Here is a 20,122-nt window from a genome sequence, read left to right as displayed (position 1 = left end):
TCGAGAAGCAGCCTCCTTAGGCTGATCGGGTAGTGTTGCGGGAACGCCGTCTGCAGGCAGCGAGACCGCCGGAGCCGATACCACAACCTCCGCCGAAACGGTCGGGGGACTGAGGAGCGTGACGTGAGTTACAGGTACGGCTCGGCGGTTAGCGGCGCTCGATACGTCGTCGTGGAGAACCCAACCGAGGCTGCCACTGGCGCCTAGCGCCACAATTGCAGCGGCAACGACCAGCGGGCTGATCTGCCGTTGGGTTAGGCGTCCGCGAGATCTGGGTGGGTCCGGACGAGTGGCGGAGCTAGATCGTTGTGGAGGGGCCTCGGCATGGGCCAACATGTCGTCATCACTCTGCACGGGACGTCTCTGGGGTGGCGGCGGAAACGTTGCTGCCGATGCAGCAGGCGCCTGCCGCATCATCGGCAGGACGCCGTCTCGTGGCAAGGCCGCTTCCTCGACGCGCACGGCCCCGTTTATGCGGCTGCTCCCACCGAAGCCAAGTGCCTCAGCGCGTTCACGGCGCCAATCGTCATTTTCGGCCACATCACGTCCCTCGAATTAGCCTACGAGACGGCGTTGATCGAACTGCCCACCAGGCGTGCTAGGCGCGATAGCTGCTACCAACATCGTTGTTCAGGAGGGCAGGTTCGCACGACACGTCGCCGCTGCTCAGCAAGCCCTCTCATACCCAGCTTGCGGCCAGTGACGTGAACACTGCCTGATCACGTCTGTTAACTTTCGTTCACACCGCATCATGGTTATCATCTGTGGGCGAGTTAAGGACACGTTGGGTTGAGCCTATCCCAGCCTTATCGACGACTTATGCACCATCGTTCAGCGGTCATTGGCGGGCAGGCCGATGATCGGGATCCATGGCGCGATCGGTAAGAGATTGTCGTGAGACATACGACGTGCCTCATGGACGTGACGAATGAACCACGTCTCTAATTCATCGTCGCTCAACACCGGATTTATCATTCGGGCCTCCGGCAACCTTCGACCTAGGCGGCGGTCTGGAAACGGACCACATGCACAATATCGCTTATGGCGAACTATAGTTCCTCAACTCAATTGCCCTTGCAACGACTGCATCAGCGACGACAAATATTGACATTACAGAAGTACTAGTTGGTCTAGGTAGTTAGATACGCAGTTGATATTCCGAACGGATATGAAGTCAGATTGTCTCTGACGCGGCGCCGAGAGCATAGAAATTAAGGTTATGCGTGGACAGCCGGAATGGCGATGGCCTAAACTAACTGGCTTTCGGCGCTGACGCGTTCCTAGTCAGTGATGAGACGCGAGGATCAAATCCCCGCGTCTCAGTCAGATTGCGGGTTAGGCGCTAACGCGCATCGTTGCCCCACGGCGCCGACGAGCGCCGACGCCAACCAGGCCGAAGCCTGCAACCATCAAGGCCCAGGACGCGGGCTCGGGAACCGTCGACGGGTTGCTACCGTTCGCAAGTGTGCCAGCGACATCATCGATCTCGTAGGCGATGCCGGTGGCGTGGAAGCGCAACCCAGTGATCACCTCATTTGCACCGGCGGTGATGTAGATACGCTCGTTAGTGTGAGCGGTATCCTGTCCACCGTTTGCAGGTGAAAAGTCGGCCCCGTTGATACTGGTTAGTGTAGCACCGCCGGCACCGAGTACGTCGACCGTGTTATAATCATCGACAGAGCCCCAGTAAAAACTGACGGTCGAGAGGTCGAGTGTGTTCAACGTGGCAACGCCGTTCGGCTTTTCCGGCGAGGTGTAGAAAAATGCCGTCGTGTCGCCGGCCGGTGCCGCATAATGATTCTTCGACGTGCCGGTGACGATATCGTAGTTGCCGCTATAGGAGAAGCCTGCGGTCGGCGCAGAGTCGAATGTAAAGAAGGTTGTTTCGGTGGCCAACTTACCCGGATCGGGCGCACCCGGAGCCACGATATAAGTTACGGCTCCAGCCGGCGCAGCAGCGGCAGCCAGAAATGCCAGGGCAGGCAACAAAATATGAGGCAGTTTCATCTGTTCATCTTCCTTCGAAACGCCCCCCTGTCTTAAGAATGAAGCAATTAGTGTGCCAATAGTGGAAACTGGAAGATTACAATGACTTAAGCGATCATTACGACTACAGAATGTAAAGCACACCGACGGTTTTATCCCTAAAGCCGTTGCGATAACGAAACTCACGTAGACGGAACGGTATAGAGTTGTTTCGCACCGATAGCGAAGACACATATGCTGGAATTCTATATTCCAAGATCAGGAAACAATACAGTCCGCAGCATTTCGTTTCGCTGGAGCCTATTTTTATAGTCTAGTATGACCCACCATCTGATATAATCTTATCAAGTGCGATAACATTAACTGCTACGAACGATAGTTGACAAGCCGACAGTGTTCGTCTTGCATATGCCATTCGTCGCTGCGTCGTACTTCAGCGCGTGTGAACGGCTTGTTTGAACCCAAGAGTTCCAAGCCGCCGATCACTGAAACGAATAGCGACGAGCGTTAACACGCTAGGGTCAGGACTCACTGATCAAAGCCAGAAGATGACGGTGGCGGCCAAGGCGATGGCCGATAAGAAGACCGTTGGACAGCGATCATAGCGGGTAGCGACGCGGCGCCAGTCCCTTAGGCGTCCGAACATGATCGCGATGCGGCTGCGGCTCGGCTACCGGCGCTTGTCGTATTTGACGGGCATGATCCGCGATCTTCGTCCAAGAATGCAGGGTGTTATGCCCTTTGCCAGCAGGGCATCCCGGAACCAGTCGGCGTCGTAGCCGCGGTCGCCCAGCGGCCAGTGCGCCTTGGGCAGATCGTCGAGCAGCGCTGCGGCCCCTGTGTAGTCGCTGACCTGGCCAGCGGTCATCAAGAAGCTCAGTACGCGACCGTCTGCGTCGGTGACCGCGCGCAGCTTCGTGTTCATGCCGCCTTTGGTGTGATCGATGAGTCGACCGAGACGCCCTTTTTAACCCGCAGGCTCGATGCCGTGCGGTGCGCCTTCAAATGGGTCGCGTCGATCATGATCGTCTTCGGCGTAGCGCTCGCGGCGGTCAATCCTTCCATCATGCGCAGGAACACGCCCCTTTCGCCCCACCGCTTCTAGCGGTTGTAGAGCGTCTTGGACGGTCCTTACTCCCTGGGTGCATCAGCCAGCGCAAGCCATTGCGGTTTACGAAAACGATGCCGCTCAACACCCACCGATCATCAACCCGTGGCGTGCCATGGCTTTTCAGAAAATACGGCTCAAGCCGCGCCATCTGATTCTCGGTCAGCCCGTACAGGTCGCTCATGCTCAGTCTCCTTGCGGAGCCTGAATCAGAGCGCGACGTGCAGATCAATGGGTCCTGACCCTAAGCAGTGCATTCCCCGGTTCACAGGCCAGACAGTGCTCATGGGTAGCCGCTTGAAGCTGAACCGACGTCTACAACTCCGTGTGCATGTCGGCGCCGAAAATTATGCGCGATTATTCAACAGCGCGATTCAGAAGTGCTCAGCCATCTCCGGACCAACACGCGCCTTCATCTTTCGTCGAACAAAGGCATCGTCGGCTATACACTTCTATATTGATTGAGATCCAAAGGGGCCGATCATGGTGCGATAATACATTTCTGCAGCGCCATAAGATTGCCCGGCGTGCCGCTCCAAGCTTGCACGGTCGCGGACAATTATACGGCCGCGATAGCAACGAATAAGCAGCTGTCCTTCAAGCACATGTAGACAGTCCGTCACGCTGGCTCGACGTGAGCCTAGGTTGCGGCTGATCTCGTCGTGTTTGATAAATATCTGGTCCGTGGGAATGCGGTCGTGTCGCATCAGCAGCCAGCGGCAGACGCGCAGATCGAGCGAGTCACGGGCAAGCGAGACGATTGCCTGTGACATCTGTGTCATTACGATGCCGACAAAACGCATCACCGCGTATTGCAGCGTCCGACTTGCCTCGCAGGCAGCCATGATATCGACGATCGAGATGACGAGTACTGTACCTGGCTGCATCTGGATAACCGCTCGCTCTTGAGACTGGCCTGAACCGACCAGTGCCGACCAGCCAATCATCCCTTCATATCCAACCACGGCCGTCTCGACATGCTGGGTATCCCCAAACTGTCTTTCGATGGAGACGATGACGGTCTCCGGAAAATAGACGGCAGCAATAGGATAGGCTTCATCGAGAAGTATTTCGCCCGGCTCTACGGTGATCCGACTAAGCTTTCCGGCGAGCAAGACCCGGTCGTCGACGCTTAACGATCGCAGAAACTGATTTGGAGAGTCGGCGCTCTTAACAGCGGTCAGCATATAGGCTGGCGATTCCTTGTTGCTCGGACAGATACGGTGCGCTGGCGTTCGCGATGCGCAAAAAATCTGCGCTGTGATGAATAAAATAATGGAACCATTTGGCTGCTGTCCGGATCAGTCCAACTTGAAGGAACGCCAGCGTACCGGGCCGATTAGAACGCTGGTTCCGCACGATAAATTCGTCCAGCATTTGTGCCGATGTTCCATAGGAGCGGCGCTATGCCCGACCAGACCGAATTGCTCGAAGCGCTTGAAGCGCGGGCCGAGAGGCGCGACCAACGACGCGCTTTCTTCCGGGCTTTTGGCGCCCTTGCGACAGCCGCCGGAAGTGCATCGGTCATCTCGACCGCCGCCAAGGCGGCAGCGCCGAGCGACCCCGATATCCTCAACTTCGCTCTGAACCTCGAGTATCTCGAGGCTCAGTTTTATTCCTATGCGGTCAACGGCACCGGCCTCGCCGCCAGCATGCTGACCGGCACCGCCAAGCAAGGCACTGTAACTGGCGGCCGTGCCGTGAACTTCACCGATCCCGTGGTCGCATCCTACGCCAGGGAAATTGCCGGTGACGAGATCGCGCACGTGGCGTTCCTGCGCGGCGCGCTCGGCGCGTCGGCCGTGGCAATGCCGTCCATCGATGTTGGCACCGATCCCAACGGCGCCTTCTCCAGTGCCGCACGTGCTGCCGGCCTGATCGGGCCAGGCCAGTCGTTTGACCCCTATGCCAGTGACGAGAACTTCCTGCTCGGCGCGTTTATCTTCGAGGATGTAGGGGTTACCGCCTACAAGGGCGCGGCACCGCTGATCACCAACAAGACCTATCTCGAGGCCGCCGCCGGCATCCTCGCGGTCGAGGCCTATCACGCCAGCATCGTGCGCACGACGCTCTACGCCAAGGGCATCCAGACCCCGTCGCTGGTCGATGCGACCGAGGCAATTTCAAATGCGCGCGACAGTCTCGACGGGCCGAGCGACGACGACCAAGGCATCCGCAATATCGGTACCGCCAGCAACATCGTACCGCTCGATGCGAACGGCCTCGCCTACAGCCGGTCGACCGGACAGGTGCTCAACATCGTCTATTTGAACAGTGCCGCGGTGACGAGCGGCGGTTTCTTCCCCGCCGGCGTCAACGGCGCAATCAACCTCAGCGCCGCAAGTGCGGCCTGACGTCATTTAAAGCGGAAGGAATTGTTCCGATGAACCAGCACCATCTCATCGCCGAAGTCTTTGAGCGCCAAGCGAAGCGCCGCGAGGAGCGCCGCTCATTCCTGAAAGTTGCCGGTGCCGCCGGCGCAACGATTGCGGCTTCCGCCATGCTCGCCGGTTGCGGGGACGGCGGCGATGGCAAAGGCGTTCCGGACTCGACCTCGGCACCGCAGATCGGCGATGCCGACATCCTCAACTTCGCGCTGAACCTCGAGTATCTCGAGGCCAGTTTCTATCAATATGCAGTCAACGGCATCGGCCTCGCATCGAGCATGCAGACCGGCACCGGCACGCAGGGTGCAGCGACCGGTGGGCGGCAGGTGATGTTCACCGATCCGGTGGTCAAGGCCTATGCGATCGAGATCGCGGGCGATGAACTGGCGCACGTCAACTTCCTTCGCAGCGCGCTTGGCGCCTCGGCCGTGGCACAGCCAACGATCGATATCGGCACTGATCCCAACGGCGCATTCTCCAGCGCGGCGCGTGCCGCCGGGCTGATTGGCGCGGGTCAGTCCTTCGATCCTTACGCCAGCGACGAGAACTTCCTGCTCGGCGCCTTCATCTTTGAAGATGTCGGCGTGACCGCATACAAGGGCGCTGCCGCCGCCATCCAGAACGCAACCTACATTGAGGCCGCGGCCGGTATCCTCGCTGCGGAGGCCTATCACGCCGGCCTCGTGCGGACTGTATTATACGCCAAGGGCATTCAGGCACCGACGCTAATCACCGCCGCTGGGAAGATCTCCGACGCGCGAGACAGCCTTGATGGATCCAGCGACGATGACCAGGGTCTCGTCGACGCGAACGGCAACGCCAACCTCGTGCCGACGGACTCCAACAGCATCGTCTACAGCCGGACCACCGGCCAAGTGCTCGATATCGTCTATCTGACCAAGCTCGCGGCGACCAAGGGCGGGTTCTTCCCGGCCGGTGTCAACGGGACGATCAACATGAGCACCGCAAGCTGACCCTGCGCGTCCTGAACCGACTGGCCTAGGGAAGGGCACCTCAGTGCACGGCACGTTTCCACTGCCCAATACCGTCGGGCTCGCGAACATCACGCGCCGTAGTCTTGACGCGGCGCACGCCTCGGTCGGTGTTCCGGCGGGGGCAGGGCAGTTCTGGAAGAAGCTCCTCGCCTTCACCGGGCCGGGTTACCTCGTGGCCGTTGGCTACATGGACCCCGGCAACTGGGCGACGGGGATCGCGGGCGGCTCGGCGTTCGGCTATTCGCTGCTGTCGGTGGTGCTGCTCGCCAGCGTCATGGCGATGCTGCTGCAGGCATTGTCCGCCAAGCTCGGCATCGTCACCGGCATGGACCTGGCGCAGGCGTGCCGCAGCCGCACTTCGCGCACCGGCCGCATCACGCTGTGGTTGCTTTGCGAAGTCGGCATAATCGCCTGCGACCTCGCCGAAGTGTTGGGCACCGCGGTCGCTCTCCAGCTGCTGTTCGACATTCCGCTGGCCGTCGGGGTCTGTCTCACCGCTGCCGACGTGTTCATTGTGCTGGCCCTGCAAAAGCGCGGGTTTCGCCGGCTCGAAGCGTTCGTCATAGCGCTGCTCGGGCTGATCGCGGCCTGCTTCGTCTATGAAATGATAGTGGCTATGCCGGCACTCGGCGCGGTCGGGGCTGGCTTCGTGCCGCACGCCGACATAGTCATGAACCCGGGCAAGCTCTACCTCGCGATCGGCATCCTCGGCGCGACGATCATGCCCCACAACCTCTACCTGCACTCGTCGATTGTGCAAACCCGGCGGTTCAGCCGCTCCGACGTAGGCAAGCGCGAAGCCGTGCGGCTCGCCACGATCGACAGCACCGTCGCCCTGACGCTGGCATTTTTCGTCAACGCCGCAATCCTGATCCTCGCGGCGGCAGCGTTCCACGAAGCCGGGCACACCGACATCACCGAGATCGGCCAGGCGTTCAGGCTGCTTAGCCCGCTGCTTGGCGCAGGTGCTGCCAGTGTCGTTTTCGCCGTCGCCTTGCTGGCGTCGGGCCAGAATTCGACGGTCACCGGAACGCTCGCCGGACAGATCGTCATGGAGGGCTTCCTCGACCTGCGTATGCCGGCCTGGGCGCGGCGACTGGTAACCCGCTCGCTGGCGATCATCCCTGCGGTGTTCGTCGCGAGCGTCTACGGCGGTAGCGGCGTCACGAAGCTGCTGGTCCTGAGCCAGATCGTGCTCAGCCTGCAGCTCCCGTTCGCGGTCGTGCCACTGGTGCGAATCACCTCCGACCCTGCGGTCATGGGCGACTTCGCCAATCGGGGCTGGTTGAAGTGGACCTCGGTCGGTGTCTCGGCGACCGTGACCGGCCTCAACCTCGTGCTGTTGTGGACCCTGGTGTGAGACGCGGTTCCTTTCCTGCGCTTTGCGCATCGACGCTCTGCTTCGTGGGGTTGGCTGGCGCGGCGCGCGCCGACGTGTTCGAGATCGGGGCCAACGGCTCGGTCACGGTCCGGGCAAACAACCGCGGCGTCACCGGTAAAGCGGATCCAGAAGCTGTCGCCATGCTGGGTCCGGACATTCCCGATGCGGCCCTGACGACTGTCGATGCACCAGTTGTCCCGATCGCGTTCCGGAGTTCGTTGTCTCAGGCGGCTGAACGAGCTCGGGTCAGTCCGAATCTGCTCGCGGCGCTAGTGTGGCAGGAGAGCCGCTGGCACGCGGCCGCTGTCTCTCCGAAAGGCGCGCGGGGGCTGACGCAGTTGATGCCCGGTACAGCTCATGCCTTGGCGGTCGATCCGGGCGATGCGGCAGCCAATCTAGCCGGCGGCGCGCGCTATCTCCGGACGATGCTCGATCTGTTCGACGGCAACGTCGAGCGCGCGCTCGCTGCCTATAATGCCGGTCCCGGCCGAGTGCTGCGGACCACCGGCCTGCCGGCCATCGCCGAAACCCGCGCCTACGTCACCTCGATCATCGATCGCCTCGACACGACCAGCGCACCGTCCTGCAAGGAATGCAGCCATGACTCACATTAGACACCGATTCCACCTGTGGCTCGTCGCGCTGGCGCTGCCCGCCGCCGCCTCGGCGCAGGCTGCCGGTGCCGATCCCGCCGGCTCGGGGCCCATTGTCGCTGCGCTCGGCTGGCTGCAGGGGACACTGCTCGGCAACGTCGCGACAGCGGTCGCGGTGATCGCCGTCGCCATGGTCGGCTTCATGATGCTGACCGGCCGTCTGAACTGGCGCTTCGGCGCGACCGTGATCGTCGGCTGCTTCGTGCTGTTCGGCGCTTCGGCGATCGTGTCGGGCATCCAGACGACCGCGATGGTGCATTGAGCGGTGCTGGCTCGCACGCCCGTGTTCCGGGCGCTAACCCGACCGCAGATGTTTGCGGGCGTCACCTACAGCTTCTTCGTGCTCAACGCGGCCGTCACCACCGAGGCCTTCCTGATGACGCGCAGCTTCCTGGCGTTGCCGGTGGCACTCATCGTTCACGGCGTCGGCTATCTCGCATCCCTGCGCGAGCCCCGCATCTTCGACCTGTGGCTCACCAAGGTCAGCCGCACCCCGCGCGTCCGCAATTGGAAGCGCTGGGGCTGCAACAGCTACGCGCCCTGAAAATCCAGTGAGGAATTCGGCGATGGCGAAGTGGAAAGGTCCGGCCGCGTGGGGGCAGAAGGAAGCCCGCGCGGGCGACCGCTTGCCCTATGCGCGTCATCTCGATGCGAACACGCTGATGCTGCGCGACGGTTCGGCGATGCGGATGATCCAGGTGCCGGGGCTGGCCTTCGAGACCGAAGACTCGGAGGCGCTCGACCATCACCTAGGGGTGCGTGAGGTGATGCTGCGCTCGGCGCTCGATGCGCGTTTCGTAATCTACCATCATGTCGTTCGGCGGCGCGTCTCGGTCCAGCTCGACCATGGGATCGAGGCACCGTTTGCAGCGATGCTCGACGCGCGCTGGCAGCAGCGCCTCGACGAGCGCCGGCTGTTCGTCAACGAACAGGTGCTGAGCATCGTCCGTCGCCCGGCACGCGGCAAGACCGGCTGGCCCGAGCGGCTGCGGCGGCGAATGGGTGGCGCGCGGGTCGACGTCGACGTGGCGGATCTGCGCGCGCTCGATGCCGCGACGACGGCCCTGCTCGCCGGGCTGGGAGCCTACGGCGGACGTATGCTCGGCACTTACGACGGCAGCGGGGGCCGCTGCTCCGAGCCGCTGGAAATGCTGTCGGCGATCTACAACGGCGAGATGCGGCCGGTGCTGCTGCCCTCCTACGATGTCGATGTCGGCCACCACATCCCCTATGCGCGGGTGAGCTTCGGCCTCGATGCGATCGAGGTACGCCGTGCAGGCGGGCGCGAGTTCGCGGGCGTGATCTCGATGAAGGACTATCCCGACACGACGCGGGCCGGGCTGATCGACGGCGTGCTGCGTTTGCCGCACGAGTTGGTGCTGACCGAAAGCTTTGCCCCGGCTGATCGGCAGGTCGCGCGCGAGCGGATCGACCTCGCCATCCGCCGCCTGCGCTCGGCCGACGAGGAAGCGGGTGCCGAACGGCGCGAGATGCTGTCGGCCCGCGATGCCCTAGGTGCCGGGCAAGCCGGGTTCGGCGATCACCATCTGTCGCTGATGGTTCGCGCGGCCGACCTTCCGGGCCTCGACAGCGCGATGGCAGCCGCCGCCGCGACGCTCGCCGACATCGGCGCGGTGGCGGTGCGCGAAGACATTAATCTGGAGCCCAGCTTCTGGGGGCAGTTTCCGGGCAACGAGAATTACGTCGTGCGCCGCGCCCTGATCTCGACCGGCAACGCGGCGGGCTTCCTGTCGATGCACGGGATGCCGATCGGCCGGGCCGCGGGCAACCACTGGGGCGAGGCCGTCACCGTCTTCGAAACCACCGCCGCGACGCCGTACTTCTTCAATTTCCATGAGGGCGATCTCGGAAACTTCACGGTCATCGGGCCGTCGGGTTCGGGCAAGACCGTGGTGCTCAACTTCCTCGCGGCGCAGGCCCAGCGGTTTGCTCCGCGGACCATCCTATTCGACAAGGACCGCGGTGCCGAAATCTTCCTACGCGCCTGCGGCGGCTATTACAGCCGCCTGCTGCCCGGCGAACCGACCGGCTTCAACCCGCTCCGCCTCCCCGACACCGCGGTCAACCGCGCCTTCCTGCGCGACTGGCTCAGCGTGATGCTGGCAGTGATCGGCACCGAGGAGGCCGGCACGATCGCTGCCGCCGTCGATGCACTGATGGAGGCGGAGCCCGCTTTCCGTCGCCTGCGCTACTTCCGCGAGTTGCTGGCGGGCAGCCGGCGACCCGAGCCCGGTGACCTTGCCGCGCGGCTCGATCCCTGGATCGGCAACGGCGAGCACGCCTGGTTGTTCGACAATGCCGCTGACGAGCTCGATCTCGACGCCCGCACCATCGGTTTCGACATGACCGCTGTGCTCGACACGCCGGCACTGCGCACCCCGGCTATGATGTACCTGTTTCACCGCGTCGAGGAGCGGCTCGACGGCACACCGACGATGATCATGATCGACGAGGGCTGGAAAGCGCTCGACGACGCGGTCTTCGCCGCGCGGATCCGCGACTGGCTGAAGACACTTCGCAAGCGCAACGCCCTTGTCGGCTTCGCCACCCAGTCGGCGCGCGATGCGCTCGACAGCCGGATCGCCTCGGCCATCGTCGAGCAGACTGCAACGATGATCTTCACCCCCAACGCCAAGGCGCGGGCAGAGGATTACTGCATCGGCTTCGGCCTGACCGAGCACGAGCTCGACCTGATCCGGCAGCTGCCGGCGCACAGCCACTGCTTCCTGGTCCGCCACGCCAATCATTCGGTGGTGGCCCGGCTCGACCTGAGCGGCCAGCCGGATATCCTCGCAGTGTTGTCGGGCCGCGAGATGACAGTACGCCGGCTCGATGGGTTGCGCGCGATGCTCGGCGACGAGCCTGCGGCGTGGTACTTCGCGCTGACCGGTGCCGAGTGGCCCGGGAAAACGGCCGATACTCGCTTCTTCGAGGCGGCGGAATGAGCGCCTGCCCCGGCCTTGCCAACAGCGACAGCGCGGCGGGTATCGCGCAGGCGCTGCGGGCGATCGACTGCCGCACCGGCGAAGCCACCGCCTACGCCTTCGGCCGGCTGTTTGGAGCGGACGGCAGGCTGATGCCGGTGCTGACCGGCTGCCTGACGTTGTTCGTCGCCTTCTTCGCGATCTCGTTGCTGACAGGGCGCTCACGCCTCGGCATCTCGGCACTGACGCCGCGCATGCTGACGCTCGGGCTGGTCCTGACCTTCGCAACCTCGTGGGTCGCGTATCAGCAGGTCGTCTGGACGCTTGCGAGTGGTGCTCCCGACCAGATCGCCGGCCTGCTGGCGGGCAGCCACGGCTCGGCCACCGTCGCGTTCGCGGACAGGCTCGACCAGCTGTTTGCGGGTGTCGCCGATGCCGCGACCCAGGCCGGCAAGCCCGGCGCGACCACCGATACCGGGATCACGCCGGCGGCGGCGACGGTCGGCGGCTTCTCCTCCGCGACGGCATTGTGGGTCTGCGCGATCCTGCTGATGCTCGGCACCGCAGGCGTGCTCCTCACGTCCAAGATCGCGCTTGCGGCCCTGCTCGCGATCGGCCCGCTGTTCATCGTGCTGGCGCTGTTCCGGAGTAGCCGCGGCCTGTTCGTCGGGTGGCTCAAGGCTGTCGTGATGTTCGCGCTGGTGCCGTTGTTCGCGGTGCTGATCGGCGGGGCTGCGGTCGGCGCGCTGAGCCCGCTGGTCGGGAACATCGCGGCCGCTGGTGGCCAGCCCCAGGCCCGCGACGTCGCGGTGCTGTTCCTCGGCGTCTGTGTCTACTGCGCGCTGATGCTGATGGTGCTCAAGACCGCCAGCACGATCATCGCCGGATGGCGGATTTCGGGCGGGAGCGACTGTCGAGACGGCGTTGTGACTACGGGCAATGCGAGTGCGCTGCCGAGCGTCACTCCGGTCGTGTCCGGGACTAGAGCCGCGGTCAGCGCCAATGGCGGCGACGACCGCGTCCGTCGCATCGTCGCGTCTATCCCCGTGAGCATCGCCTCCGACCCGGCCAATGCACCCGGCAGCTTCGGGCGCGGACGTACAATATCGGCGCAGATCGTCTCGATCGGCGGCGACGCCGCCCGTCCCGCTCGCACGGCGGATCGCCGCATCCAGAGCGTCGGCAGCCGGTTCCGCGCCGCACCTGCCGCGCTGTCGAAGGAGCATGTATCGTGAGACTGCGAAGCCTGGTCGTTCTCATGCTCGCCGCCGGCACCGCTGCCCACGCGGACCCGCGCATCGCCTCGCATCTCTACCAGCCCAGCGAGGTCGTCACGATCCACGGCCGCGGCGACACCCAGTCGACGATCGCCTTCGCCCCGGACGAGCGCATCGAGAATGTCGCGGTGGGCGACAGCGCCGGCTGGCAGGTGGCGCCCAACAAGCGCGCCGACCTGCTGTTCCTGAAGCCGATCAAGCCCGGTGCCCGGACCAACATGACAGTGGTGACCGACCAGCGCACCTATCTGTTCGACCTGATCAGCACGCCGCGCGCCGAGCCGGTCTACATGCTGCGGTTCACATACCCGGCAGTGCACCGGCCGGCTCCTGTCGCGGCAGTTCCGGCAGCGCCGGTCGTGGTGGCCGAAGCGAAGCCGATCGAACCCGACCCGAGCACGCTGAACTTCGCGTGGGCGAGCCGGGGCGACAAGGCTCTGCTGCCGTCGCGGGTGTTCGACGACGGGCATTCGACGTTCCTCGCATGGCCGGCGGACGTGCCGCTGCCCGCGATCTTGGCGACCGAAGCGCCGGGCATCGAGGGCCCGGTCAATTACACGACGCGCGGCAATTACATCGTCGTCGATGACGTGCCGGCGCAGCTTATCCTGCGCTCCGGCAAGCAGATGGCGACGCTGAAACCCGCCGATGCACAACCCGCCGCCGATCGGCATGCGCGGAAGGCGCGCCGCGAAGCCGCCCCGGCAGTCTTCGCGCCGCCCTCCGCCAGTCTCGCGAGTAACGCGCAATGACCACCGAAACCACGTCCCCGAGCCGGCTGGTCTTCCTGCCGAACGAGGCGACCGATCCACGGACCGTGCTCGACGACCAGGCACTGGTCCTGGCGAGCGAGAACGCCTTCCCGATCGTCGCGCGCCGCGAGGCCGGCAAGGATACCGGCGGGCTGATCGTTGGCGGGAGCATCGCGCTGGCGCTGGGCGGGCTCACTTTGTGGTCGATGAACAGCCATCGCCTGCCGCCGGCCGCACCGCCACTGCCGGTCGTGGCCCGCGCGTCGCCGGTGTTCACTGCGCCGCCGGTGCGTGCGGTCGTGCCGATCGCGCCGCACTCGCTGATGATGCCTTCGGTGCCCTCGGTCGCGATACCGCAGGCCGTCGATCGTGGCCCGGCGCCCTTGATGGTGTACGACAATAGCGTTCCGTCAGCCGTCACGACCGCGGCCACCACGGCAACAGCGGTGCCCGGGAGCGCCGTACCCAGGTCGCCGCTCGCGGCCGGGGGCAACGACAACGAACAGTTCGCGGCGCGCATCGGCAATGGCTCGGCCGAGGTCGCCACCGCCGAGCAGCTCGGCAATCCAACGACCACGGTCACCCAGGGAACACTGATCCCTGCGGTGCTCGAAACCGCGATTGATACCGACCTGCCGGGTTTCGTCCGTGCCGTGGTCAGCCGCGACGTCAAGTCGTTCGACGGCACGCGCGTCCTTATCCCGCGCTCCTCGCGCCTGATCGGGCAGTACAAGTCGGGCCTCGCCGCCGGCCAGACCCGCGCTTACGTGATCTGGTCACGGCTGATCCGGCCCGACGGCGTCTCCGTCGCGCTGGCATCGCCGGCGGTCGGGTTCACCGGAACGTCGGGGCTCGACGGTAAGGTCGACAGCCATTTCTTCAAACGCTTCGGGGCCGCCGCCCTGCTGACCGTCATCGGTGGCCTTTCGGCGATCGGCAATCCGTCCGTGGTGCTCGCGGGCGGAACGAGCGCCGCGGGCGTCGCGGCGCAGGGCAACGGCCAGATACCGCCGACCATCCGTGTCGCACAGGGCCAGCCGATCCGCGTCTTCACCGCCAAGGACCTCGATTTCTCGACTGTCGCCAGCGATGCCCTCGCAGCCGACGCCGTCGCCGCGAACGGCGTCCTCCCGTGAGCGCGATGCTCCACGAGATCGCGGGTGGCAGCGTTTTCCTCGACGCTTATCTGGCGCCGTTCCGGACGTGGCTGGACCGCGAGGACGTCACCGAGATCATCGTCAACCGGCCGGGGGAGGCCTGGATTGAAGTAGCGGGTGAGCGCGACATGCTGCGGGTCGCGCTGCCGGAGCTCGACGATCGTCATGTTCAGCGGCTGGCCGAGCAGGTCGCGCGGATCAGCAATCAGGGCGTCAACCGCGTGTCGCCGCTGCTTGCCGCGACGATGCCGGACGGTGCCCGGGTGCAGTTCGTGGCACCGTCGGCGACGCGTGACCATTGGGCGATGGCGATCCGGCGTCACCGGCTTATCGATCTGCCGCTCGATGCCTACGATCACGGCGCGCTCGCCGAGGCCGTGCCCGCCGCCCCGCTCGATCCGCGCGCCGACCCCGTCGGTTACCTCCGCCGCGCTGTCCGGGAGCGGAAGACTATCCTCGTCAGCGGCGGCACATCGACCGGCAAGACCACCTTCCTTAACGCGCTGCTTGCCGAAGTGCCGGCGCGCGAGCGCGTCATCCTCGTCGAGGATACACCCGAGATCCGGTTGCGCAGCCCGAACGGGCTTGGGCTGGTTGCGGTGAAGGGCGAGCTCGGCGAAGCGCGCGTTACCACCGAGGATCTGCTGCAGGCAGCGCTGCGCTTGCGGCCGGACCGGATCGTGCTCGGCGAAATCCGGGGCAAGGAGGCGGTCAGCTTCCTGCGCGCCATCAACACCGGCCATCCCGGCTCGTTCACCACGATCCATGCCAACTCGCCGGCCGGCGCGCTCGAGCAACTGGCGCTCATGGTGATGCAGTCCGGCCTCGGGCTCGGCCGCGCCGACACCCTCGCTTACGCCCGCTCGATGATAGACATCGTCGTCCAGCTCGACCGCGCCAGCGGCGTGCGCCGCATCGCTGCGATCATGAACACGCACGACGCAACCGGCGCATGACTTCGCAAGTTTCAACCCACAGCAATCACAAAGGAAATTCTAATGCGCCGCTATGTAATCGCCGGGCTGCTGACCGCCCTGTTCGCACCACATGTCGCCACGGCCCAGGTCGAAACCTCGTTCCGGGGCTTTCGTCTCGAGGGCAACGTCGGCGGTGACCGCTTCAAGGCCGAGGGGGACAAGAATACCAAGCTCGGTTACGGCGGCACCTTCGGTTTCGACGGGATGATCGGCAGCAAGATCGTCGTCGGCGCCGAGGGCAGCTACTGGCGTCCGAACAAGGGCACGTCGGCCTGCACCACCCTGAACGGCGGCGCGTTGTGCCAGCAGTCGTCGCACGAACTGGGTGCCGCGATCCGCGTCGGCTATCTGCTCACGCCATCGCTGATGGTGTTCGGCAAGGGCGGCTACGTCAACGACAAGCAGCGCAACAGCTTCCTGTCGAGCACGGGGCTGTACTACGTCAACGGCAACATCGTCGGGCCAGGGTTTTTGGCAACCGACCACTACTCGACCGACGGCTACCAGGCCGGCGGCGGGGTCGAGTATTCGCTGACGCCGATGTTCTACGTCAACGGCCAGTACGTCTATTCGCGTTATGACGACCACACTTCCCGTCAACGTGCAATGTTCGGTGCCGGTATCCGCTTTAGGTAGTTTGGGCTACACAGGGGCTCGGGCATCCAATAGCGGGCCCAGGTTTGTTTTAGACTTCGTAAGAATCTAGCCGGGCGATAAGGGTGAGACGCATAACTGCCAGCGTTGGCGTTGGCGTTATCGTGCCTCGCCTGACGTCGCGGTTCGGCAGATGATTAGCCGCTCGCTTGGCACCGATCGCGGCCGAAACTCTCCTGCCCCGTCCGATGAACATATGTCCGCTATCCAAGTCGTCCGGCCCGAAAGCGGCCAGGGCGCAATCCACCAAATATCAGCGCTCGCCTCCGATTAAGATTGGCAGGAGCAAAATTGCGGCCTTGCAGTCGGACAGAACGCCCCCTGCTCGTAACTCAGTGGCGCCGAGGGCCTTCGCTGTCGGCGAGCAGAGCGCCGAGGATGGCGCGCGCATCGCGAGCAAGCTGGCGGATCGAGCGCGTTTCCACGAACTGGCTGCGCAGCGTTGCCAGCGCGCGCTGCGGAAGGTCGGGCAGCATGGCACGCGGCACCGCCCAACCCAGGCCGCACAGCTGGCCGAACGACCAGTGGGTGGGGGCAACCAGATCGGGACAACCCGGAATCGCGAGGGACAGCCGGCTGACGTCGTTGGTCCGCGCCTCGACACGGAGCGACTTGGTCTCGACGGTGCGTGCCGTGGCTCGCTCCGCGCGCGTGCGGACCGCGTCATGCAGCGCGCTCAGCGAGAGATAGCGCTCGTCGTCGGGGCGTGAGAACCATTCCGAGGAAACGCGGCCGATCCGCTGCCCTCGGGAGATATCCACCTTGAAGCCGCTGGTCACCGGCTTGGCACCGGCACCCACGTCGCGCCGCACATCGTTCTTGATCATGGCAAAGCCTTTCGCGACGGGCGGCCGCGAGACTCTCTCTCGACCTCGAACCCGTCACGGAAAGCGCAGCCGCTCTCTCACTCTATCCTCACTTGAACTGGACGTACGTTGGACGTACATCGAGCAAGGAGATTCGATATGCCGAACGCGACAATTATCACGAAGGATGCGCGCCAGCGTGCCGAGCGCATGGGGTTCCGCGTCGATCAGCCGACGAAGCTGCTCGTCGAGCGCGCCGCTCAGCTCGAGCGGCGCAAGCTTACCGACTATTGCCTATCGGCTTTGACCGAGGCTGCCGAGCGGACGATCGCGCGGCATGAGACGCTGGTGCTGACCGAAGAAGAGCGTTCGTCGTTCTTCCACGTCCTCGTCAGCCCGCCCCCGGTCAGCGACCGCCTGCAGCGCGCGTTCAAGGCCGAGCGTAGGCGGGTCGTGGCATAAGTGGCTATTCCTCCGGCCGACCTCCGTGTCGAGCCGCTCGGTCCGAACCACGATCGCGATGCTTTCAGCTGCGGCGTCGAGAGCCTCGATCGCTATTTGAAGACGCAGGCGTCGCAGGATGTGCGCCGCAAAGCGAATGCGGTATTCGTGATGACCGCGATCGACGCGCCGGACAGAATTCTTGGTTACTTCACCCTCTGTGCGACGGCGCTTGAGCAGGGCGAAGTCCCCGAGGCCGCACGCAAGCATATCCCGCGGTACCCGCTGGTCAGCGCCACCTTGCTCGGACGCCTTGCGGTAGACCGGAGCCGTCACGGAAAGGGCTTGGGCGCGGTCCTGCTCGCGAGCGCGCTGCGCAAGTCTTTCGATAGCGCTGACACGGTTGGGTCATCGATGGTCGTTGTCGATGCGATCGACGATCGCGCAATCAGCTTCTACGAAGCGCATGGTTTTGTCCGCCTCGGCAAATCTTCACGGCTGGTGATCGCAATGCGAAGCCTCGCGAATCTTGGCTGAGCGACGGCTAACACGCATTTTCATCGCGGCTCGACATCGCGACGCGAAAGCCACTTAGCGATGCAGTCGTCCGTTTTCGCGGCCGTTCGTGCCGCGGCCATCATTAGGTCGCTGATCGCGTTCTGTTGTTTGCGAAGATGCGTATTCAGCAGCTTGTGGCGGGTGATGTAACCGGCGTTCACGCCCTGAATGGCGTGGTTCATCAGCAGACGCGCATCGAACTCTGACACGCCGGCAGCCTGGCCGAGCGTCCGAAAACTCTGCCGCAGATCATTGCCCCACTTCGACAAGACCGACCGGTCCTCCTTTTGCTCGACGAGGTGGCCGGCTTCGCTGACGGCGCTGAACACCCAGATCGGACCGCCTCCACCCGCAAGTTTTCGGCTAAGGCGGGTCGCCCGCACAAGGCACCGGATCATCTCACGTGACAGCGGGATGTCGAAGGCCCGCTCGGGCCCGCCCTTAGGGTTGGGAATGTGGAGCGAACGGTGCCGCCAATCGATATGCTCGACCCGGATCATTTTGGTCGCGGTCGATCGTCCGCCCGAAAGCAGCGTGAACAGATGAAACTCGCGCCGGATCGGGTTCTCCAGCCTGGCGAGTTGGCCAAACCACGCGGGGAGATCCTCGACGCCGAGAGCGGTGTCGCGGCGGCGTTCGCGGTTCCAGTCGACCGCCATCACCGGGTTGCGCGCAGGCAATTCCAAGTTGGTCTTCAGAGCGTGATTGTAGATTGCCCGGAGCGTCCGCATCGAGCCATTGGCGATAAACGGACCGTTTCGCGCGCTGATCTCGTCATGCAGTTCGGCGACGCGCGACGGCTGCTCCGCCAGGTGCCGAAGCGGCTTATCCGCCCACTTCACGAACAGGCGGTCAACGTGATCGCTGTAACTCGCGATTGTTCTGGCGCTGCGGCCTTTGCGTAGCATGTGGGCATCGCGGTAACGTTCCCACGCCGCGCGGAGCGTCACGTCCTGCCGCTTCGGCTTCTCGGGTTCGCCGGGCCGAACACCGCGCGCAATCTGCCCGAGCATCTCCTTGGCCTTGGCGCGAGCCTTTTGCGTCGTGGTCTCGCCCGCCTCGCCGAGCTTCATGCGCGAGGAAAACTGGCGCTCACCGTTTCGCCAAAACTCGCCCTGCGCCATGAATGTCTTGGTGCGACGGCCGACGAGGAGCAGAAGTCCGGGCAGTTCGGCGTCGCGAACCTTGTACTGCCCGCTCGCCGCGAACGGCAGTTTCAAGATCGTTCGGTCCGAAAGGACGAGCTTTTGATCCGCCATACCAACCACCGTCGCCGCGATTTTTAGTCCGGGTTTAGTCCGGGGAATGCATCGGCGAGGGTCAGTTCGGGCTACCTACGCCGGGCCACGCCACGGTGCGCAAAGTACAGCATTTGCTATGACTTAGGTCTAGCCCGAGTGAGCAAACGACGGTAGAGAAAAGCCCTAGCGTAGGCCCAAAATGCGACTACGAATCTGAGGGTCGGACGTTCGAATCGTTCCGGGCGCACCATTTTTCCAGTGATTTGGCGAACTTCGGGCGGCTTTGCAGACCGCCCGGGTTTCGGCCGTGACCTTGGTGGCGTGTACGGGCCGTCATTCGGCCTCGCGCGCCGCGCCTGCGGCAGGTCGCTGACCGCCAATCCAGCCGCCAACGGACACTTCCTGGCGAACGACCAGCCTGACGGCGAGCGGGCGACCAAGATCATCTACGGGCTCTCCGACATCGTCGAAGGCCAGCAACGGCTCGATCAGCACCGCCGGAAACGCGTCCGCAGCCGCTAGCCGTTCGCGCTGCAATATGCGCACGAGCGAGCCGATGGAGAAATCGTCGAAACTCAGGCCATTGTCCGCGCGAACTCCATCATCTCGGGGCCTGGGCTGCGGCCTTCGCTGTCCTCGTCGTTGCCGACCTCGTCATGCTCCTCCGGCCTTACGTGCCATTGCGGATCGGGATTTTCGCGACCGTCATCGCCGTGTTCAAGTTCACCGTTGGTATTCCAAGCATTTACGCGATGCCTGATGCTCATGCGACCGCGGGGTGGGCGATGGATCGGCGACGATCGG

20 protein-coding genes and 2 pseudogenes are annotated in these 20,122 nt (G+C 64.1%); 15 read left to right on the top strand and 7 right to left on the bottom strand.

Annotated features, from left to right (window positions below):
• Positions 1-1,335: 1,335 nt before the first annotated feature.
• The 4 genes and pseudogenes from KX816_15900 to KX816_15885 all read right to left on the bottom strand — a co-directional run bounded on the left by KX816_15900 (position 1,336) and on the right by KX816_15885 (position 4,471).
• Positions 1,336-2,007: a PEPxxWA-CTERM sorting domain-containing protein gene (locus KX816_15900; protein ID QXQ05687.1), complete on the bottom strand. Its 672-nt coding sequence runs from the start codon at positions 2,005-2,007 to the stop codon at positions 1,336-1,338.
• Positions 2,008-2,521: 514 nt separating this feature from the next.
• Positions 2,522-3,278 (bottom strand): annotated as a pseudogene (locus KX816_15895) (IS5 family transposase).
• Positions 3,279-3,546: 268 nt separating this feature from the next.
• Positions 3,547-4,281, bottom strand: a complete 735-nt coding sequence (locus KX816_15890) for a Crp/Fnr family transcriptional regulator (GenBank protein QXQ05686.1) — start codon at positions 4,279-4,281, stop codon at positions 3,547-3,549.
• Complete coding sequence (locus KX816_15885; protein ID QXQ05685.1) at positions 4,265-4,471, bottom strand: hypothetical protein; 207 nt, start codon at positions 4,469-4,471, stop codon at positions 4,265-4,267. Before KX816_15885 ends, KX816_15890 begins: the two co-directional genes overlap by 17 nt.
• A 29-nt stretch (positions 4,472-4,500) precedes the next feature.
• On the opposite strand from KX816_15885, the gene KX816_15880 reads away from it, so the two are divergent.
• The 12 genes from KX816_15880 (at position 4,501) to KX816_15825 (ending at position 16,254) form a co-directional block, all read left to right on the top strand.
• A complete protein-coding gene (locus KX816_15880) occupies positions 4,501-5,448 on the top strand; it encodes a ferritin-like domain-containing protein (GenBank protein ID QXQ05684.1) in 948 nt (315 codons plus the stop codon).
• 29 nt (positions 5,449-5,477) lie between these two features.
• Complete coding sequence (locus tag KX816_15875; GenBank protein QXQ05683.1) at positions 5,478-6,455, top strand: ferritin-like domain-containing protein; 978 nt, start codon at positions 5,478-5,480, stop codon at positions 6,453-6,455.
• Positions 6,456-6,543: 88 nt separating this feature from the next.
• Positions 6,544-7,836: an Nramp family divalent metal transporter gene (locus KX816_15870; protein QXQ08620.1), complete on the top strand. Its 1,293-nt coding sequence runs from the start codon at positions 6,544-6,546 to the stop codon at positions 7,834-7,836.
• A 161-nt stretch (positions 7,837-7,997) separates the two neighbouring features.
• Positions 7,998-8,471, top strand: coding sequence for a lytic transglycosylase domain-containing protein (locus KX816_15865; GenBank protein QXQ08619.1), 474 nt, complete (start codon positions 7,998-8,000; stop codon positions 8,469-8,471).
• Entirely contained in the window at positions 8,458-8,772 is a 315-nt protein-coding gene (locus KX816_15860; protein ID QXQ05682.1) for a TrbC/VirB2 family protein, read from the top strand. Before KX816_15865 ends, KX816_15860 begins: the two co-directional genes overlap by 14 nt.
• A 48-nt stretch (positions 8,773-8,820) precedes the next feature.
• Positions 8,821-9,054 carry a VirB3 family type IV secretion system protein gene (locus tag KX816_15855; GenBank protein QXQ05681.1) on the top strand — a complete coding sequence of 78 codons (234 nt, stop codon included), beginning with the start codon at positions 8,821-8,823 and terminating at the stop codon, positions 9,052-9,054.
• A 22-nt stretch (positions 9,055-9,076) separates the two neighbouring features.
• Positions 9,077-11,476, top strand: a complete 2,400-nt coding sequence (locus KX816_15850; GenBank protein ID QXQ05680.1) for a VirB4 family type IV secretion/conjugal transfer ATPase — start codon at positions 9,077-9,079, stop codon at positions 11,474-11,476.
• Positions 11,473-12,690, top strand: a complete 1,218-nt coding sequence (locus tag KX816_15845; protein QXQ05679.1) for a type IV secretion system protein — start codon at positions 11,473-11,475, stop codon at positions 12,688-12,690. The genes KX816_15850 and KX816_15845 overlap by 4 nt, the downstream gene beginning before the upstream one ends.
• A gap of 23 nt (positions 12,691-12,713) precedes the next feature.
• Positions 12,714-13,484 carry a TrbG/VirB9 family P-type conjugative transfer protein gene (locus KX816_15840; GenBank protein QXQ08618.1) on the top strand — a complete coding sequence of 257 codons (771 nt, stop codon included), beginning with the start codon at positions 12,714-12,716 and terminating at the stop codon, positions 13,482-13,484.
• Entirely contained in the window at positions 13,481-14,620 is a 1,140-nt protein-coding gene (locus tag KX816_15835) for a type VI secretion protein (protein QXQ05678.1), read from the top strand. The genes KX816_15840 and KX816_15835 overlap by 4 nt, the downstream gene beginning before the upstream one ends.
• 5 nt (positions 14,621-14,625) lie before the next feature.
• Positions 14,626-15,597, top strand: coding sequence for a P-type DNA transfer ATPase VirB11 (gene virB11, locus KX816_15830; protein ID QXQ08617.1), 972 nt, complete (start codon positions 14,626-14,628; stop codon positions 15,595-15,597).
• Positions 15,598-15,639: 42 nt separating this feature from the next.
• A complete protein-coding gene (locus KX816_15825; GenBank protein ID QXQ05677.1) occupies positions 15,640-16,254 on the top strand; it encodes a porin family protein in 615 nt (204 codons plus the stop codon).
• Positions 16,255-16,769: 515 nt separating this feature from the next.
• On the opposite strand, the pseudogene KX816_15820 reads toward KX816_15825, so the two are convergent.
• A pseudogene (locus tag KX816_15820) lies at positions 16,770-17,099 on the bottom strand (DUF932 domain-containing protein).
• A 138-nt stretch (positions 17,100-17,237) separates the two neighbouring features.
• On the opposite strand from KX816_15820, the gene KX816_15815 reads away from it, so the two are divergent.
• Positions 17,238-17,540 (top strand): DUF1778 domain-containing protein, encoded by a 303-nt coding sequence (locus KX816_15815; protein QXQ05676.1) that lies wholly within the window; start codon positions 17,238-17,240, stop codon positions 17,538-17,540.
• Complete coding sequence (locus tag KX816_15810) at positions 17,541-18,056, top strand: GNAT family N-acetyltransferase (GenBank protein ID QXQ05675.1); 516 nt, start codon at positions 17,541-17,543, stop codon at positions 18,054-18,056.
• Positions 18,057-18,076: 20 nt separating this feature from the next.
• On the opposite strand, the gene KX816_15805 is transcribed toward KX816_15810, so the two are convergent.
• On the bottom strand, positions 18,077-19,336 hold the full coding sequence (locus KX816_15805; protein ID QXQ05674.1) for an integrase arm-type DNA-binding domain-containing protein: 1,260 nt from the start codon (positions 19,334-19,336) through the stop codon (positions 18,077-18,079).
• A 303-nt stretch (positions 19,337-19,639) separates the two neighbouring features.
• Between KX816_15805 and KX816_15800 the strand changes: the two genes are divergently transcribed.
• Positions 19,640-19,840: a hypothetical protein gene (locus KX816_15800; GenBank protein ID QXQ05673.1), complete on the top strand. Its 201-nt coding sequence runs from the start codon at positions 19,640-19,642 to the stop codon at positions 19,838-19,840.
• Positions 19,841-19,893: 53 nt separating this feature from the next.
• Here KX816_15800 and KX816_15795 read toward each other — a convergent pair whose 3' ends face one another.
• Positions 19,894-20,085, bottom strand: coding sequence for a hypothetical protein (locus tag KX816_15795; GenBank protein QXQ05672.1), 192 nt, complete (start codon positions 20,083-20,085; stop codon positions 19,894-19,896).
• Between the last annotated feature and the right edge of the window lie 37 nt (positions 20,086-20,122).

It is taken from the genome of Sphingosinicellaceae bacterium (assembly GCA_019285715.1).
Taxonomy (GTDB): Bacteria; Pseudomonadota; Alphaproteobacteria; order Sphingomonadales; family Sphingomonadaceae; genus Glacieibacterium.
Note: the sequence above shows the minus strand (reverse complement) of the source record. Positions and strands in the feature narration are given on the sequence as shown.

Bases quoted from the DNA above. Each gene is read 5' to 3' on its own strand.
- virB11 (QXQ08617.1), top strand. From the start codon at position 14,626: ATGCTCCACGAGATCGCGGGTGGCAGCGTTTTCCTCGACGCTTATCTG.
- KX816_15840 (QXQ08618.1), top strand. From the start codon at position 12,714: ATGCTCGCCGCCGGCACCGCTGCCCACGCGGACCCGCGCATCGCCTCG.
- KX816_15845 (QXQ05679.1), top strand. From the start codon at position 11,473: ATGAGCGCCTGCCCCGGCCTTGCCAACAGCGACAGCGCGGCGGGTATC.
- KX816_15885 (QXQ05685.1), bottom strand. From the start codon at position 4,471: ATGCTGGACGAATTTATCGTGCGGAACCAGCGTTCTAATCGGCCCGGT.
- KX816_15875 (QXQ05683.1), top strand. From the start codon at position 5,478: ATGAACCAGCACCATCTCATCGCCGAAGTCTTTGAGCGCCAAGCGAAG.
- KX816_15805 (QXQ05674.1), bottom strand. From the start codon at position 19,336: ATGGCGGATCAAAAGCTCGTCCTTTCGGACCGAACGATCTTGAAACTG.
- KX816_15795 (QXQ05672.1), bottom strand. From the start codon at position 20,085: ATGAGCATCAGGCATCGCGTAAATGCTTGGAATACCAACGGTGAACTT.
- KX816_15825 (QXQ05677.1), top strand. From the start codon at position 15,640: ATGCGCCGCTATGTAATCGCCGGGCTGCTGACCGCCCTGTTCGCACCA.
- KX816_15835 (QXQ05678.1), top strand. From the start codon at position 13,481: ATGACCACCGAAACCACGTCCCCGAGCCGGCTGGTCTTCCTGCCGAAC.
- KX816_15860 (QXQ05682.1), top strand. From the start codon at position 8,458: ATGACTCACATTAGACACCGATTCCACCTGTGGCTCGTCGCGCTGGCG.
- KX816_15850 (QXQ05680.1), top strand. From the start codon at position 9,077: ATGGCGAAGTGGAAAGGTCCGGCCGCGTGGGGGCAGAAGGAAGCCCGC.
- KX816_15880 (QXQ05684.1), top strand. From the start codon at position 4,501: ATGCCCGACCAGACCGAATTGCTCGAAGCGCTTGAAGCGCGGGCCGAG.
- KX816_15900 (QXQ05687.1), bottom strand. From the start codon at position 2,007: ATGAAACTGCCTCATATTTTGTTGCCTGCCCTGGCATTTCTGGCTGCC.
- KX816_15890 (QXQ05686.1), bottom strand. From the start codon at position 4,281: ATGCTGACCGCTGTTAAGAGCGCCGACTCTCCAAATCAGTTTCTGCGA.
- KX816_15815 (QXQ05676.1), top strand. From the start codon at position 17,238: ATGCCGAACGCGACAATTATCACGAAGGATGCGCGCCAGCGTGCCGAG.
- KX816_15865 (QXQ08619.1), top strand. From the start codon at position 7,998: ATGCTGGGTCCGGACATTCCCGATGCGGCCCTGACGACTGTCGATGCA.
- KX816_15855 (QXQ05681.1), top strand. From the start codon at position 8,821: ATGTTTGCGGGCGTCACCTACAGCTTCTTCGTGCTCAACGCGGCCGTC.